15 protein-coding genes are annotated in these 15,653 nt (G+C 65.3%); 11 read left to right on the forward strand and 4 right to left on the reverse strand.

Features of this window, described 5'->3' with window-relative positions; genetic code table 11:
• Window positions 1-82: 82 nt before the first annotated feature.
• The gene (locus EWU68_RS04290; RefSeq protein ID WP_129314675.1) at window positions 83-1,261 is read left to right on the forward strand and encodes a MarP family serine protease; all 1,179 of its coding nucleotides are present in this window, start codon (window positions 83-85) and stop codon (window positions 1,259-1,261) included.
• 24 nt (window positions 1,262-1,285) lie between these two features.
• Here EWU68_RS04290 and aroQ read toward each other — a convergent pair whose 3' ends face one another.
• A complete protein-coding gene (gene aroQ, locus EWU68_RS04295; protein WP_129314677.1) occupies window positions 1,286-1,717 on the reverse strand; it encodes a type II 3-dehydroquinate dehydratase in 432 nt (143 codons plus the stop codon).
• Between the two features lie 89 nt (window positions 1,718-1,806).
• Complete coding sequence (acs, locus tag EWU68_RS04300; RefSeq protein ID WP_129314679.1) at window positions 1,807-3,789, reverse strand: acetate--CoA ligase; 1,983 nt, start codon at window positions 3,787-3,789, stop codon at window positions 1,807-1,809.
• 142 nt (window positions 3,790-3,931) lie between these two features.
• Between acs and nth the strand changes: the two genes are divergently transcribed.
• Both nth and EWU68_RS04310 read left to right on the forward strand, forming a co-directional pair.
• Entirely contained in the window at window positions 3,932-4,810 is an 879-nt protein-coding gene (gene nth / locus EWU68_RS04305) for an endonuclease III (protein ID WP_129314681.1), read from the forward strand.
• Window positions 4,800-5,540: an NUDIX hydrolase gene (locus EWU68_RS04310; protein WP_420852871.1), complete on the forward strand. Its 741-nt coding sequence runs from the start codon at window positions 4,800-4,802 to the stop codon at window positions 5,538-5,540. Before nth ends, EWU68_RS04310 begins: the two co-directional genes overlap by 11 nt.
• Before the next feature lie 57 nt (window positions 5,541-5,597).
• Here EWU68_RS04310 and EWU68_RS04315 read toward each other — a convergent pair whose 3' ends face one another.
• Window positions 5,598-7,367 carry a bifunctional 3'-5' exonuclease/DNA polymerase gene (locus EWU68_RS04315; RefSeq protein WP_129314684.1) on the reverse strand — a complete coding sequence of 590 codons (1,770 nt, stop codon included), beginning with the start codon at window positions 7,365-7,367 and terminating at the stop codon, window positions 5,598-5,600.
• Between the two features lie 54 nt (window positions 7,368-7,421).
• On the opposite strand from EWU68_RS04315, the gene EWU68_RS04320 reads away from it, so the two are divergent.
• The 8 genes from EWU68_RS04320 to EWU68_RS04350 all read left to right on the forward strand — a co-directional run bounded on the left by EWU68_RS04320 (window position 7,422) and on the right by EWU68_RS04350 (window position 13,068).
• Window positions 7,422-7,763, forward strand: a complete 342-nt coding sequence (locus EWU68_RS04320; RefSeq protein WP_129314686.1) for a CHY zinc finger protein — start codon at window positions 7,422-7,424, stop codon at window positions 7,761-7,763.
• Between the two features lie 132 nt (window positions 7,764-7,895).
• Window positions 7,896-9,266, forward strand: coding sequence for a CpaE-like family protein (locus EWU68_RS04325; protein WP_129314688.1), 1,371 nt, complete (start codon window positions 7,896-7,898; stop codon window positions 9,264-9,266).
• Window positions 9,263-10,381 (forward strand): TadA family conjugal transfer-associated ATPase, encoded by a 1,119-nt coding sequence (locus EWU68_RS04330; protein ID WP_129314690.1) that lies wholly within the window; start codon window positions 9,263-9,265, stop codon window positions 10,379-10,381. Before EWU68_RS04325 ends, EWU68_RS04330 begins: the two co-directional genes overlap by 4 nt.
• A complete protein-coding gene (locus EWU68_RS12985) occupies window positions 10,378-11,223 on the forward strand; it encodes a type II secretion system F family protein (protein ID WP_162421305.1) in 846 nt (281 codons plus the stop codon). The genes EWU68_RS04330 and EWU68_RS12985 overlap by 4 nt, the downstream gene beginning before the upstream one ends.
• Window positions 11,220-11,771: a type II secretion system F family protein gene (locus tag EWU68_RS12990; protein WP_162421307.1), complete on the forward strand. Its 552-nt coding sequence runs from the start codon at window positions 11,220-11,222 to the stop codon at window positions 11,769-11,771. The genes EWU68_RS12985 and EWU68_RS12990 overlap by 4 nt, the downstream gene beginning before the upstream one ends.
• 57 nt (window positions 11,772-11,828) lie before the next feature.
• Window positions 11,829-12,086: a DUF4244 domain-containing protein gene (locus EWU68_RS04340; RefSeq protein WP_178979460.1), complete on the forward strand. Its 258-nt coding sequence runs from the start codon at window positions 11,829-11,831 to the stop codon at window positions 12,084-12,086.
• A 245-nt stretch (window positions 12,087-12,331) separates the two neighbouring features.
• Window positions 12,332-12,661 (forward strand): TadE family type IV pilus minor pilin, encoded by a 330-nt coding sequence (locus tag EWU68_RS04345; RefSeq protein ID WP_129314695.1) that lies wholly within the window; start codon window positions 12,332-12,334, stop codon window positions 12,659-12,661.
• The gene (locus EWU68_RS04350; RefSeq protein ID WP_238692313.1) at window positions 12,658-13,068 is read left to right on the forward strand and encodes an Rv3654c family TadE-like protein; all 411 of its coding nucleotides are present in this window, start codon (window positions 12,658-12,660) and stop codon (window positions 13,066-13,068) included. The genes EWU68_RS04345 and EWU68_RS04350 overlap by 4 nt, the downstream gene beginning before the upstream one ends.
• Window positions 13,069-13,071: 3 nt before the next feature.
• Here the strand turns inward: EWU68_RS04350 and EWU68_RS04355 are convergent, their stop codons facing one another.
• Window positions 13,072-15,591 carry a DEAD/DEAH box helicase gene (locus tag EWU68_RS04355; protein WP_238692321.1) on the reverse strand — a complete coding sequence of 840 codons (2,520 nt, stop codon included), beginning with the start codon at window positions 15,589-15,591 and terminating at the stop codon, window positions 13,072-13,074.
• Window positions 15,592-15,653 lie beyond the last annotated feature (62 nt).

The following is a 15,653-nucleotide window of genomic DNA, read 5'->3' on the forward strand; positions in this document are numbered from 1 at the left end:
TTCTTATCAGGTGCCGTACCTAATATGGAGAGTCTTCCCGACCGCCTGCGTCGTCGGGAGATGACCGCGACGATTGGTGATCATGCTGACAGACTTCTCACTGCTGGACTGGATCCTCATCCTGATTCTGCTGGCTTACTTCGTATCCGGCTATGCACGCGGGTTTTTTCTGACCCTCGGATCGGTGGTCGGGTTCGTTCTGGGAGCCGTCGCCGCGTTCTACGTGACGCCATGGCTGGTCGAAAGGGCCGAGGGCGGCTGGCGGATCGTGGTGGCCATTGTGAGCATCGGCATCCTGATCCTGATCGGTCAGGCACTGGGCGTGGCCATTGGTCGACCTCTGAGGAGAATCACCGAGAGGACGGGGCTTGGGATCGTCGACCGCATCGGCGGGGCGTTGCTGAACACCCTGACCTGCGCTTTCGTGATCGTCGTGCTCAGCTTTTCGGCCTCGCAACTGGGCGTCGCAGCGATTTCCTCCGCCGTGAACAAGTCGACGGTGATCACCGGTCTCCAGTCGGCGACTCCGCAACCCGTACAAAGGGGAATTGCCGAGGCCAGGGCCGCCGTCCTCGAACAGTCGGGGATCCCTCGCTTGGACGAGCGACTCTTCCCGCAGGAAGCGGCTCCCACCGAGACCTCCGACTCGGATTCTTTGCGAGCGGCCGAAGACTCCGTGCTGAAGATCAATGGCACCGCGGAGGCCTGTGCCCAGAACCAGTCCGGTTCCGGCTTCGTCGCCGCCTCGCACAAGGTCATCACCAATGCCCACGTGGTCTCGGGCGTGGACAGCCCGTTGGTCCAGACCCGTCAGGGCAAGAGCTATGAAGGAAATATCGTCTATTTCGATGCCGACAAGGACATCGCGGTCCTCGACGTTCCCGGCCTCGATGCTTCGCCGTTGAAGGCCGGGGAAAACGGAAAGGCCGGCGACCTGGCCAATTTCATGGGGTATCCCCTGGGCGGGCCTTTCACCTCGCGTTCGGCCTCGATCCAGGGCCTCGGCTACAACTCGACGACCTCCGAAAATGGGACCACGACCCAGCCGCGAGAGATTTACCAGCTGGCGGCCGACGTCCAGCAGGGGAACTCCGGCGGTCCCTTGCTGAACGACCAGGGACAGTTCATCGGCCTGATTTTTGCGAAGGCCACCCAGGGGGAGACGGGCTACGCCCTGTCGATGACCGAGCTCGAACCCGTGCTCCAGGACATCGAATCCATGAACCAACCTGTCCCCAGCGGTGAGTGCACCTCGGGCTGATCGAGGGGACTCACCGCCGCTCCGTCAGCGCTGGGCCAGGTAGTCCAGCGCCATGATGTATCCGAAGGCCCCGGCACCGGCGATGACCGTCTCGGCCTGCAGGGACACGAAAGACCGGTGACGGAACTCTTCCCTCTGGTGGACGTTCGACAGATGGATTTCGACGACGGGCAATTCGGCCGCCTCGAGTGCGTCATGAATGGCAATCGAGTAGTGCGTGAAGGCTGCCGGGTTGATCACGATCGCCGACGCCTCGGAGCGGGCGCGTTGGATGGCGTCGACCAGGTCGCCTTCGTGATTCGATTGCATGAACTCGATACCCAGGCCAAGCTTTTCGGCGTGGGACCGCACGGAGTGCTCGATGTCACGGAGCGTCGTCGTTCCGTAGACTTCCGGTTTGCGAACCCCGAGCATATTCAGGTTGGGGCCGTTCAGCACAAAAATAGGTTTGGTCATAATTTCATTCTTCCATGGGACAGCTCAGCGCCCGGGCGGCCGGGTTCCCTGCGGAGGGAACCCGGCCGCCCGGGCGCTGACGTGGTCGGTTATCGACCGAGCGACTCGGTGATCTGGTCCATGACGGTCTGGTCCGCCAAGGTCGAGACGTCGCCAACGGGGCGATCCTCTGCGACATCCTTCAGCAGGCGTCGCATGATCTTGCCGGACCTGGTCTTCGGCAACTCCGGAACGATCAGAACCTTCTTCGGCTTGGCGATCGGAGAAATCTCCTCGCCGACGTGGGCCCGAATCTCTGCGGCCAGATCCTCCTGGTCGCGTCCTTCCGCGGTCGCGTCATCGGACAGGATCACGAAGGCGATCACAGCCTGGCCGGTGGTCTCGTCGGTTGCGCCAACCACCGCGGCCTCGGCCACCGAATCGTGGGAAACAAGCGCCGACTCGATTTCCGGGGTCGAAAGGCGGTGGCCGGAGACGTTCATGACGTCGTCGACCCTGCCGAGTACCCAGATGTCGCCGTCCTCGTCCCTTTTTGCGCCGTCGCCCGCGAAGTACGTCTTCTCGTCGAATCGTGACCAGTAGGTATCGACGAAACGCTGGTCGTCTCCCCAAATGGTGCGCAGCATGGACGGCCACGGCTGGGTCAGCACCAGCAACCCGGACTCGCCGTTGGGAAGTTTCTCTCCGGAGTCGTCCACGACCTGAGCGTGGATCCCCGGCAGCGCGTGCTGGGCGGAGCCGGGCTTGGCCACCGTGACCCCTGGCAACTGGGAGATCATGATGCCGCCGGTCTCGGTCTGCCACCACGTGTCGACAATGGGGCAGCGTTCCTTGCCGATCACCCGGTGGAACCACAGCCAGGCCTCGGGGTTGATGGCCTCGCCGACCGTGCCGAGCAGTCGGAGCGAGTCCAATCTGTACTGTGCCGGGATCTCCTCGCCCCACTTCATCATGGTCCTGATGGCGGTGGGCGAGGTGTACATGATCGTCACACCGTACTTGTCCACGATCTCCCAGAAACGGCCGCGATGCGGGGAGTTCGGTGTTCCTTCGTAGATGACCTGACTCGAGCCATTGAGCAGGGGGCCGTAGGTGATGTACGTGTGGCCCGTGACCCATCCGACGTCGGCGGTGCACCAGTAGACGTCCGTATCCGGCTTGATGTCGAAGACGTTGTAGTGGGTGTATGCGGCATGAGTCAGGTAACCGCCCGTCGTGTGGAGGATCCCCTTGGGCTTGCCCGTGGTGCCGGACGTGTAGAGGATGAACAGCGGATCCTCGGCGTTGTTGGGCTGGGGGGTGTGCTCCGCGGACGCCTCGTCGACCGTCTCGTGCCACCAGACGTCTCGCCCCTCGGTCCAAGCAACATCCTCACCGTTGCGCTTGACCACGAGGACGTGCTCGATGCTCTCCGCGCCCTTCGACAGCGCCTTGTCCACCGTGGGCTTGAGCTGAGTCGGCTGGCCACGCCGGTAGGAGCCGTCTGCGGTCACGATGAGCTTGGCCGCGCCGTCCTCGACCCGGGACCGAATCGCGTCCGCCGAGAATCCTCCGAAGATCACGGAGTGGACCGCACCGATGCGAGCGCAGGCCAACATCGTGATGACAGCCTCCGGGATCATGGGGAGGTAGACCGCAACACGGTCCCCCTTCTCGATTCCGAGTTCCTGGAACGCGTTGGCCGCCTTCGACACCTCGTCCTTGAGGTCTCGGTAGGTGTAGGTCCGGCTGTCGCCCGGCTCGCCCTCGAAGTAAATGGCCACCCGGTCGCCGTTGCCTGCCTCGACATGGCGGTCGACGGCGTTGTACGCGGCGTTGAGCTCGCCGTCCTCGAACCATTTGGCGAAAGGGGGATTGGTCCAGTCGAGGGTCTGTGTGAATTCCTTGTCCCAGTGGAGGAACCGTTTGGCCTGTTCGGCCCAGAACTCGGTTCCTTGGGAAGAAGCCTGTTCGTAAAGGTCGCTCCCGGCGTTCGCCTGGGCGGTGAACTGCTGGGGCGGATCGAACGTGTGGTAAGTCTCGCTCACTGTGCGTCCTTTCTGGTGGATGCGGTCTGCGGACCGCGAAATCATTCAGTTCTACTGTAATAGACATCTCGTGACTCGGATCACTGGTTGCAAGGGTTTCGCAGGCAGGAAAATCTCCAGGTCAGCCGCATACGGCTCGTGGGGCCGACGTCGCCGGTGCGCACGTTGCTGGGTAGGCTGGGTCGATATGACGAGTGCACCAGGGCAAGAGGGCTTCGGTCCGGAGATACGGCACGTTCCTGAGGAGAAGGCACGTGCGGGTGCCGCACGGCGACGTCGTTCCGGGACGGCGGAAACCCATCTCGGAACCGTGCGGCGCGCGCGAAGGATCAACCGGATTCTGGGCGAGACCTACCCGTACGCGGTCGCGGAGCTCGATTTCGACAACGCCTTCGAGCTCGTGGTGGCCACCGTTCTCTCCGCGCAGACCACCGACACCAAGGTCAACGCGGTCACCCCCACGTTGTTCTCGGCCTTTCCGGATGCACAGGCGCTGTCGACGGCCGATCATTCGGCGGTCGAGGAGATCGTGCGCCCCCTGGGGTTCTACCGTTCGAAGGCCAAGTCGATCATTTCGCTGGCCGGGCAGATCGTCGACGAGCACGACGGCCGGGTGCCCGAGACGCTCGAGGAGTTGACGGCCCTGTCAGGGGTCGGCCGGAAGACCGCGTTCGTGGTGATGGGAAATGCCTTCGGCCTGCCGGGGCTCACCGTTGACACTCATTTCGGCCGCTTGTCGCGCCGGCTCGGGTTCACCGAGGAGCAGGACCCCGTCAAAGTCGAGAAGGACGTCGCGGGTCTGTTTCCGCCCGGAGACTGGACGATGTTGTCGCACCGGCTCATCTACCACGGGCGCAGAATCTGCCACGCCAAGGTTCCGGCGTGCGGAGTATGTCCCGTGGCCGACCTCTGTCCGTCCTACGGATCCGGTGAGACCGACGAGCGCGCGGCGGCACAACTCCTCCAGTACGAGTTCGCCCCCGGACGCGAGGAGCTGCACCGCCGGTATCTGGAAGGTGCGACACGCCGCGAGCTGCGGGAGGAAGGGTACAGCCTTGGCCGATGAAAGCCGGAGGGATACGACGACGACCGCCCTCGAGGACCTCAGGGACCTTGGCAGGCGGGGGAGCACGATCGTCATGGACGATCGCGAGCCGTGGCGGATCGGTGCCATGGATCCGGAGTCGACCAAGGATGCGGCGGTCCTCATCCTGTTCGGTGTACTCGACGACGCCCTCGCGGCATCGTCGAGCGGTGCCGAGTCGGGAGTGGGCGCTGACTTGGACGTGCTGATCGTGGTCCGGGCGGGAACGCTGCGGCAGCACGCCGGTCAGCCGGCCTTCCCCGGCGGCAAAGTGGACCCGGAGGACCACCAGGCCGAGGATCCCTTTGTCGAAGCAGCGCTCCGCGAGGCCGTCGAAGAGACCGGCCTCGATCGGGACGGCGTCGAGGTATTGGGAAAGCTCGCACCCGTGCCCCTCCCGGTCAGCAACTTCATGGTCACCCCCGTGATCGGATGGTGGAAGGACCCCTCACGTGTCGCCGTGGTCGACAGTGCAGAGTCGTCGAGAGTCTTCCGGGTGCCGGTACGCGATCTGATCGATCCGGGCAACCGCCACTACGCCGCGGTGACCCGCGGGCGGCTGACCTACACATCGCCCGCCTTCGACATTGTGGACTCCACGCAACGGGTGACGATCTGGGGATTCACCGGTGTCGTTCTTGACCGTGTTCTCCACGAGCTCGGATGGGACCAGGAATGGGACCGCACCCGCTCGGAGCCGGCCCCTCGCTGAACTCCGTCCTCGGCGGAATGCTCAGCACAGTGCACGGCGTCACCTCGGCGAAGGAACCTATTTGGCTTCGGCGTAGGAGTCCACCGTTTCGACCGTCAGGGGGAAATCCACGGGAGAATCCCCGAACAACAACCGGCCGGCCGATGCCGCAGACTCCCTGACAATATCGGCGACAACCTGTGCCTCCGACTCCGGGCCGTGGAGCACGACCTCATCGTGCACGAAGAAGACCAAGGATGTGCTCATCGGTCCGCCGTTTTCTCCGCCGGATCGCAGGCGCCGGCGAATTTCTCCCATCCAGCACAGCGCCCACTCGGCGGCGGTTCCCTGAACCACGAAATTTCGGGTGAAGCGACCCTGGGAACGGGCCATCGTGTTCGACCGGGCTTCCGCCGAGGCCGTGCTGACGTCCTTCACCGTGTCGAACCATCGTTGGTCCGGCGGCGGGGAGGTCCGGCCGAGCCACGTGGTGACTTGGCCGCCTCGCTCGCCACGGTCCGCAGCATTCTCGACGACGCCGATGGCCTCGGGGAACAGCCTCTTCAGATGTGGTGCCAACGATCCGGCCTCACCGGACGTGGCCCCGTACATTGCCCCGAGAAGAGCGACTTTGGCCGCCGGCCTGTCCTTCAACGCGGAACCCGTTCTTTGCCCGATCTCCGCGATGCCGACGTACAGGTCCTTGCCCTGCCCGGCCACGGCCAGAGCCCGGTCCGATGACATCGCTGCGAGGATGCGAGGTTCGACTTGTGAAGCGTCGGCAACCGTCAGGACATTGCCTGGGTCTGCGCGGACGGCGTCGCGTACCGTTTGCGGAATCTGCATCGCCCCTCCTCCGTGCGCGGCCCACCGCCCGGTCACGACGCCGCCGACCACGTACGCCGCGTGAAACCTTCCGTCCCGGACCCACTCGTCCAGCCAGTGCCACCCGTTGGCGGTCCAGAGCCGATACAGCTGCTTGTACCGCAGGACGGGCCCGATCATCGCTCTGCGCTGGTCCGAACTCGAGCCTCCACGATCCGCCCACGCCATCAGGTCCCATTTTCGTGTGGAAGAAACCTCGATTCCTGCGGAGTGGAGCGCGCGGAGAAGGTCTTGGGGCGAATCGGGATTGAGCCGGCTCGTCCCCAGCGTTCTTCCGATCTCCTCGGCCAGCTCCTGCATCAGGGCAGGTCGTTCTCCTTCGTCGGGCCGGGGGCCGAGAAGCTCGTGAAGAATCCGTTGGTGGATGTCCGCGTTCCAGGGAAGCCCTTCGTGATACATCTCGGCAGCTATCAACGCGCCCTGGGACTCAGCGGCCAGCAGCAGGGTGAGCCGTTGACGTCCCGGGGAGTCGTCCACCGCGCCCTTCTGTGCCGCGAACTCTTCCACAAGTTGGTCGATGCCGGGTTCGGCACGCGACCCGGGCCGAGTCGGCGCGTCGAACAACGAAACCTGCTGAGGGTCATGGCGAGGGGGAATGTGGCCCGCAGGGGCAGGCTCCGAGGTCCGTAGGTCCACGGCCGGGCTGTACTGGACTTGATTGCTCGGCAGCGTTGCGGCGTTCCGAAGGATGGTCTGATTCAGCGCGAGGTCCCAGCAGCGGGAGACGGAGACTCCTGCTCTCAGCAGTGACGGGTAGACCGCGTTCGTGGACGACCAAACCCATCGGATGCGGTCGGGATGGTGTGAGGTCCGGTGCACCGCGCTCACGAAGTCGGACAACTGATTCTGCGCGAAACTGCGGGTTGAGCCAGCCACACCGTTCTCCACCGTGACGGCTCGCCAGACGGCGTCGTTGCCTTGCGCAGACGAGCCGGGGTCCTGGGGGCCGATCACGATCACCATGTCTCTATTATCCAGCCCCAGGCAGCCCGTAGATTTGTCTCTGTGGACAACGCAATGCCAATTTCTCAGAATCCGGGTCTTCCGAGGGTGTGGGGCCACACCGTCGATGACATGACCCGGTGCGTTCATTACCACCAGCCCGAGGACGTCATCGCGATTCGCTTCAAGTGCTGCGACAGGTACTACCCGTGCCATCTGTGCCATGCCGAGGCCGAGGACCACGAGGCCCACCAATGGTCCGTCGACGAACGGGAGACGCCGGCCATCTTGTGCGGGGGATGCGGAAGCGAGCTTCCGATCAAGGAGTACATGGCCGCTTCCCGGTGCCCTCGGTGCGCGATCATGTTCAACGAACGGTGTGCTCTTCACTACGACCTGTACTTCGAGGTGGACTAGCGCGCGGCATGGATCAGTACGATCCGTCCACAGGAGACCTGTTCTCGAGGGGAATTGCGAATTCTCCACACTGGAGACCCACACAGGGAGAATTCCGGTCGACCTGAATGCTGGTGGAGTCACGATGTCGGCATGGATACCGATTCACGACGACACATCGCTGACCCCGAGGTTTCGGAGGCGGAAGACTTCGTCCGGGAACTGATCGATCGAGCGCCTTCCGACGGACTCTCGAACGGAGCTTCGGGGGCCCTCCTGGCCTGGGGCGACAGGCGCAGCTTCTTGCGCGTGACCGAGGACGTGGCGCGGGCGGTAGGCACAGGCCTGCGCCGGGTGCCGGAGAACGGCCGACCGATCATCGGTCCGCGCGACGCTTTGGTGATGGAGGCGGAACAGGCCGAGGATCCTGTTCGTTGCCCTGACGCCTATCTGAGGTCGACGCCGGGTCCGAGGGGGCCCGCGATTGTCTGCGGGTTCGCAGGGGGTTCTGATCCGTGGGCTGCGGCGCGGAGGCTCGCGGCCTTCTGGCACCAGCCCGACGTCGTGATTCTCCCGCAGGGCAGGGGCTGGTTGGCCGACCGGATCGCCGGAAGCCCGGGAGCCGAACACACGCACCCAACGATCGGGGTGCTCGGCGTGTGCGGTGGCGTGGGAACGACGACGACGGCGCTCTGGGTTGCCTCAAGACTTCTCGAAGACGGCAAGCCTCCGATCGTCGTCGACGCCGTCCCTGGCAGCACAGCCCTCGAAAGCTGCGTCGCCGGCGAACCGATGAGCGGACTCAGATGGGAAGACATTGCCCGATTGCCGTACAGGCCAGAGGCGGCCCACATCGTCTCCGCTGTTCCGGCCCCGCACGGGTTGCCCATCCTCTCCTCTGATCCGGACACCACCGGACAGATCCAGGATTCGGGGACGACCCTCTGGGCGACCATCGATGCCCTGAGCCATGAGGCCATGCCCGTCGTCGACCTCGGCGCGATTCCGCTGACATGGTCAACCATGAATTCGACGTCCGTGGCCCGGTGCTCGGCCCTGCTCTTGTTGGTTCCGTTCACCCTCCGCGGTTTGTGCCAGGCGAGAGCGGCGTGCCATCGATGGTCCGGGGTCCTGCCCGTCGTCCCCGTCGGAACGGGACCCAGATGGTGCGATGTCTCCGACCAGGACGTCGCCCAGGCCATAGGGATGCCGTTGGCAGCCACCATCCCGCACGTGGTGCCGGTTCACGACTCCTATGAGGCCGGTCGGGTCCTGGATATTGCCTACAAGCGACCGTTGCGTCGGGCCCTCGGCGAGATCGTGGATGCCGTGGGCGCGGCGGTTGAGAGTCGTGCCGGACGCGGACGTGGCCGCGGGTACTCCGCGGGCCAACAATTCGCGAGGATATCGCCGCAGCACCGGAGATCGGCCGGCGCCGTGTCGGAGGACCAGGCAGCGACAGGACCCTCGTGCTCGGATGTTGGGCGCGCATCCGACGTTTCGGCCGGTAGGGGCGCCGAATGAGCCCGGTGTCCCCGGCAGCCGAACGATTGGCCGCCTGGGAAGCACGACGGGCCCGTTTTCAAGGGCTGGGAATACTCGAGCCGTTGCTGGAGAGGCCGGGGGTCACGGACATTTATGTCAACGGTCCTCGTGAGATCTGGACGGACGGCGCGCAGGGGATGCAACGGACCGGTCTGTGTTTTCCCGACGACGCCGCCGTGCGCGATCTGGCGACACGCATCATCGCCTCCGAAGGCCAGCGTCTGGACGCAAGTCGCCCCTGTGCTGATGTGCAGACTCCGGACGGCTACCGGTTCCATGCCGTACTCCCACCGGTGGCCGCACGGCAGACGCACCTGTCGATCCGGCTCCAGCCCGCCCTGAGGCCGGATTTCTCCGCTCTGCAGAAGGCGGGCATGTTTTCCGAGGAAACAGGAGAGCTGATTCGTTCCTTGGTGCGCAGGAAACGGTCGTTGTTGATCAGTGGCGGGACAGGCACCGGCAAAACGACCCTGCTGAATGCGGTATTGGGACTCTGCCCGCCGACGGAGCGTCTGGTCCTGATCGAGGATTCGCCAGAGCTCGAACCCGACCACCCGCACGTGGTCTCCTTGCGTTCCCGATATGCCAATGCGGAAGGGGCTGGGGAGGTGACATTGACCTCCCTGATACGCCAGGCGCTGAGGATGGGCCCTGACCGGCTGATCCTCGGGGAATGCAGGGGAGCGGAGGTCAAGGACTTCTTACTGGCCATGAACACCGGACACGAAGGCGGTGGTGTGACATTGCACGCCAACTCCGCCGCGTCGGTACCGTCGCGACTTCTGGCTCTCGGTGCCCTGGCCGGTTTGGGACATGACGCGGTGGCTCACCAGGCCGCGAATGCCGTCGACGTCGTCGTCCACGTGCGTCGGTCGGGTGTACACCGGTGGGTCAGTCAGCTGGGACTGCTCAGCCTGGAAGGCAACGACCTGGTGGTTGTCCTCGCGGTGGAATTCGGGGTCGACGGCGATGCGACCTGCGCTCGAGCCTGGTCTACCCTTGCGGCCCTGGCTGGCCTGCATGGGAGCCGCCCGGCTTCGTGGCAATCTTCGCCGCAGGGTTCAGGGCCGTTGACGGGCGGTGTGCGGCCGTGACGTTCTTGGTGCTGGCGTGCGGGGGTTGCGGAATCCTCCTGATCGGGGTCGGGACACTTCGGGCACCTCGCGTGGGTTCTTCGGACTCATCCGCGACGGATCGTCTGTTGTCCCGGACCTTTTCGGCGGCCCGGTCGTTGAGAGCTCGCAGGGAAGCAGTGAGCCTCGGATGCTGGCCGGAAGTCATCAGGCAGCTCTCTGCGCTGACAGCGGCGGGGATACCGCAGAATCGCGTGTGGTCGGAGCTGGAGCAGGCATGGACCTCGAATCGAGGGGCATACCTGGCGTCCTCGGGCGACCGCGTCACGCGGGACGTCGTGAGCACGATCGGCCAGGCTGCCCGCGTGTCCGAGGCGGGCATGGATGCCGTCCGGGCGTTGGAATCGACCAGGCCCCAATTGTTCTCGTCCAAGGCGGTCGTTGACGCCTTGACCGCCACATGGTCGGTTTCGAAACAGACCGGCTCCCCGATCTCGGAGGTGCTGGTCAGGATCGCGGAGGCGGTCGAGGACGATCTCGATGCTCACGCCGCGCGAGAGGCGGCGATGTCCGGTCCGCGCGCCACGGCCAGACTGCTTTCGGCCCTTCCTCTCGTGGGGTTGGCCATCGGGCTGATCCTCGACGCCGACCCCATCGGCGTGCTCGTGGGGAGCCTTTGGGGACGCGTCGCACTCGGACTCGGGATGGTGCTGGGCGCGACGGGAGCGTTGTGGACCCGACATCTGGTTGCTTCGGCGCGGGGCACCCAGACGACCGAAACGATGGATGTTTCGCCATCGTGGGGGAGGCCCGTTCTTCGGCTCCTTGGCTGGCAAGGGCGACTGGAACGGTGGCAATCATGACGCCCACGACGTCGCCCGGCCACCTGTTGACCGGATGGGCCGGTCATCGCGGAATGCGACGGCGCATGCCGGCCCACCACGCCGTTCGGACCGGTGACACGCACCTGAGTATTCGTGTGTGGCTCGAGCTGACGGCCACCGTGCTCGAGTCGGGTGTTCCTCTCGCCGAGGCATTGCGCATCGTGGCGGAATCGGCCGAATCCTCCGCACTCCAGGGGGTGGCTCATCGGCTCCGTCTTGGGCTGCCCTGGGACGCCGCGTGGCCTCCTGAGACGCCGTCCCGTGAGGGGAACTCGGACGAACGGCAAACCATGCGAATTCTTCGTGAGGTCTTGACCCTGGCTGTCCGGACCGGCGCGCCAACGGCGTCGATGTTGAGAGCGAGAGCCATGCAGCTGCGGCGGTCCGAGCATCGGGAGGCAGAGAAAGTGGCAGCCGCCCTTGGCGTGAAGCTTGTCGTTCCGCTGGGTCTCTGCTCGCTTCCTTCGTTCGTCTGTTTGGGCGTGGTTCCGATACTCATCGGCTTCATGCCACGGATGTGGTCGTGACCGACGATGCGACCAAAGCTCCGGCATCGGACATGCCGGTTGGGAAAGGAAAGATCGATGGAAACCACGGACATCACCCACGATGTTCCTGCGGAACCGCCAGGCACAGGAGCGCACACATTGCCCGCCACCAAACCGCTTGAGCGAGTGGAACCAGAGGACGACCACCCCGAACTCGGGGCCACGACCGCAGAGTACGGAATCGTCATGCTCGCGGCCGTGGGATTCGCCGGGCTGTTGGTGGCAATACTCAAGAGCGGAGAAGTCAAGGAGCTTCTTCTCGGGGTCATTCGGACTGCGCTCTCGACGGGTTGAGGGATCGACGTGACGGCTCGGTGGTGGAGCCGGAGGCCTTGGACGGGGCCTCCGGCACTGCCCGGGGAGGTCCGAGGACGGAGGACGGTGAACATCACGGAACCTATGGGGTACTGGCCATGAGCGCGGGTCACGGCGTCGTCCGACGGAAAGAATCGACCTCACGCCGAGGGCCGGTGCGGCGGTCGCGCTCGGCGGTTCCGGGACACGGCACGACGCGAAGGCATGATGACGATCTCGGCGCGGTGACGGCAGAGTTCGCTGTGATCATGCCGGTCATTGCCGTGGTGGTCTCCTTGGTCATCGGCGTCGCGGCTGTCGGCACGACGTCAGTGCGCACGGAGGAGGCGGCACGCCTGGCCGCGCGGTCGCTTGCCCGAGGAGACAGCGAGGCCGAGGCCAGGAGAATCGCACGGGACATCGCTGGTCGGCATGCCGTCGTGGGCATCCTGCACGGCGACCGTCTCATTCGGGTGACCGTTGCATCGCCTGCCCCTGGACCGATCGGAGAATGGGGAGGCATAGTTCTGACCGGACAGGCTGAAACGGGCCCGGAGCCAGGGGCCAGCACGTGAAGGAATCTCGGGCAGGCCCAGGTTCCGAGGCCGAGGTCGATCGTGGCTCGGCGAGTGTGGTCGGTGCGATGCTCATGATGGCCGCCGTAGCCGCCATGGCCGTCGTGGCGGCGGTTGCGCACGTGGCCGTCATGAATTGCCGCGCGGCGACGGCGGCCGACCTGGCGGCGCTGTCGGCCGCCGATGCGGCCCGGGGCCTGACGACGGGCGACCCCTGCGACATCGCCACCCGCGTGGCCCGAGGCAATGGGGCGCAACTCGTCTCATGTACCGAGGTCCCCGGGCTGGCCGGGGCGATCGACGTCGATGTCGAAGTCGACCTCAATCACTGGGTCACAGTCCTCGGGCCGGCACGTGGCATGGCTCGCGCTGGTCCGCCCGCTGAGGAGGTGAGCGATCCTCCCTGATGCCTAGTTGCCGGGATCGGCCGTGGCCTCCCTGAGCATTCCCCGGAGCAGATCGATGGCTCCCTGCTTGCTCAGGGGATTGTTCTTGTTGCCGCACTTGGGCGACTGCACGCACGAGGGACATCCGTGATCGCACTCGCAGGACAGGATGGCTTCCACCGTGGCTTCGAGCCAGGACCGTGCGACGCCGAAACCGCGTTCGGCGAAGCCGGCGCCACCCGGGTAACCGTCGTACACGAAAATCGTCGGCAACTCGGTGTCCACGTGAAGCGCTGTGGACAGGCCGCCGATGTCCCAACGGTCGCACGTGGCCATCAGCGGAAGAAGACCGATCGCGGCATGCTCCGCCGCGTGGAGCGCACCGGGAACCTGGGGCTCTGCAACACCGGCCGAGTTCATGAGTTCCTGGGGGATGGTCCACCAGACGGCCCGGGTCACGAGTTCCTGGGCCTCCAGATCGAGGGGCTCCTCATCGATCAGCTCATTGCTCATGACCGCCTTGCGCTGGAAGGACACAACCTGCGTGCGCACGCGAACCATGCCTCGGTGCAACGTGACTGGCCCCCAGGCACGGGTGGACTCGATCTCGAGCACGCTGACTTCGGTCACATCCCGCGCCTGGGTATAGAAGTTGGGGTGGGCACGACTGACGACGACGGCCCGGCCCTCTTCGTCCAGTTCCTCGACGTGCCATGTCTTGCCCTGGTGCACGTAGATGGCTCCGGGATGGGCCTGGTAATGGACCTGACCGGATTCCATCGTCCCGATGATTCCGCCGGTCTCGGCTTCGATGATGTCGAGCCGGTGCCCGCCTCCGCTTCGAATGTCGACGAGGTCGGCGGCCGATTCGGGGTGGGTCCAGAACCAGCCTGTCGGGCGCCTGCGCAAATACCCGTCTCGGACCAGTGTTTCCAGTACGGCTTCCGTGCCCGGGCCGAAGAGGCCGAGTTCCTCCGGACGTATCGGCCTCTCGGCAGCAGCGGAGCAGAGATGGGGTGCGAGTACATAGGGATTGCCGGGGTCGAACACGGTGGATTCCACCACGGTGTCGAAGATGTCCCCGGGATGGTGCGCCAAGTAGGTGTCGAGGGGATCGTCACTGGCCACGAAGACCGCCAGGGACTCCTGACCAGCCCGGCCCGCTCGCCCGATCTGCTGGAAGAAGGACGCGCGAGTCCCCGGCCAGCCGGCCACGAGCACGGCGTCCAGACCGGCGACGTCGATACCGAGTTCGAGGGCCGGGGTCGATGCAACCCCCAGCATTTCGCCCGACCGGACCTGGCGTTCGAGCTCGCGCCTCTCCTCGGGAAGATAACCCGACCGATAGGCACAGACCCGGTGAGCGACCGAAGGGTCGATGTCCTGAAGATAGTCCTGGGCCTGCCCCGCCATGGTCTCGGCACCGCGACGGGATTTGATGAAGGCGATGGTCCTGATCCGCTCCGCGACCAGGTCCGTGAGCATCCCGGCGGCCTCGGAGAGGGCCGAGCGACGTCGCGGGGCCCCATTCTCGCCCGCGCCGCCGAACCCCCGGGAAGGCAAGGGAGCGGTCGGCGACGAGGGCTCGGGCAGTCCGGTTGCCTCACCCTTGCCCCGTGTACTCGCGGCCAAGTCGTCCTGCGGCAACGAGTCCTCCAACAGCGGCTCCCACAGAAGCACCGTCACCGAACCATGCGGGGAGTCGTCCTGGGAGTAGGCCGAGACACGGGGAGCCTCGACGCCGAGCAATTTGGCGAACGAATGCTGCGGATCCGCCGACGTCGCGGATGCGCCGATGAACGTGGGCGAGGAGCCGTGCAGCGCGCAAATGCGGCGCAACCGCCTCAGAATCATCGAGACGTGAGCGCCGAACACGCCGCGATACCCGTGCGCTTCGTCCACGATCACGTACCGCAATTGCCGGAGGAACCGTGCCCATCGTTCGTGATTCGGCAACACACCGGCGTGAAGCATATCCGGATTGCAGAGCACGAAATTCGAGTGATCACGGATCCACGAACGCTCTGCGAATTCGGTATCGCCGTCGTAGGTGTCCGCCCGGAGGTGAGGAATCCCGAGTGCCCGCAGGGCAGACAACTGATCCGCGGCGAGAGCCTTGGTCGGGGCCAGATACAGGACCGTTGCTTCGCGCGAATGCAGACTCGACCCCGGGTCCGTCGAGCCCCGGACGATGGCGTCCAGCGTGGGCAATTGGTATGCCAGCGACTTGCCGGAGGCCGTGCCGGTGGCGATGATGACGTGATGTCCCCGTGCCGGAGAGACTGCTCGTCCGGCCGAGCGGCATTGCACGGCGTCGTCGAGGGATTCCGCCTGGGCAGAATGTGCCGCGTCCGCGGCCAGAACCTGGTGACGATACGGCTCGGGTACCCCGAGGCCCTGGAATGCTTCGACGACGCTCGGGTGGGCCCAAGCCGGCCACGGAGAGACGACCGCTTCCCGCTCGGGCAGCACACGGGCATGCACGATCTCGGGGGGATCCTCGCCCCGATGGAGCGCCCTCAGCAAATGGTTCGGTTCCGGCACCAGACCATTGTGGCACCCTTCGATCTGCCCTGCAGTGCCGGGGAGCAGGACGGCTCCGGACC

The organism is Rothia koreensis (assembly GCF_004136575.1).
GTDB classification, from domain to species: domain Bacteria; phylum Actinomycetota; class Actinomycetes; order Actinomycetales; family Micrococcaceae; genus Rothia; species Rothia koreensis.

Excerpts from the sequence above, each read along its gene's own strand:
- aroQ (WP_129314677.1), bottom strand. The coding sequence starts at position 1,717 with ATGACCAAACCTATTTTTGTGCTGAACGGCCCCAACCTGAATATGCTC.
- EWU68_RS04320 (WP_129314686.1), top strand. The coding sequence starts at position 7,422 with ATGCCAATTTCTCAGAATCCGGGTCTTCCGAGGGTGTGGGGCCACACC.
- acs (WP_129314679.1), bottom strand. The coding sequence starts at position 3,789 with ATGATTTCGCGGTCCGCAGACCGCATCCACCAGAAAGGACGCACAGTG.
- EWU68_RS04315 (WP_129314684.1), bottom strand. The coding sequence starts at position 7,367 with ATGGTGATCGTGATCGGCCCCCAGGACCCCGGCTCGTCTGCGCAAGGC.
- EWU68_RS04340 (WP_178979460.1), top strand. The coding sequence starts at position 11,829 with ATGGAAACCACGGACATCACCCACGATGTTCCTGCGGAACCGCCAGGC.
- EWU68_RS04290 (WP_129314675.1), top strand. The coding sequence starts at position 83 with ATGCTGACAGACTTCTCACTGCTGGACTGGATCCTCATCCTGATTCTG.
- EWU68_RS04325 (WP_129314688.1), top strand. The coding sequence starts at position 7,896 with ATGGATACCGATTCACGACGACACATCGCTGACCCCGAGGTTTCGGAG.
- nth (WP_129314681.1), top strand. The coding sequence starts at position 3,932 with ATGACGAGTGCACCAGGGCAAGAGGGCTTCGGTCCGGAGATACGGCAC.
- EWU68_RS12990 (WP_162421307.1), top strand. The coding sequence starts at position 11,220 with ATGACGCCCACGACGTCGCCCGGCCACCTGTTGACCGGATGGGCCGGT.
- EWU68_RS04330 (WP_129314690.1), top strand. The coding sequence starts at position 9,263 with ATGAGCCCGGTGTCCCCGGCAGCCGAACGATTGGCCGCCTGGGAAGCA.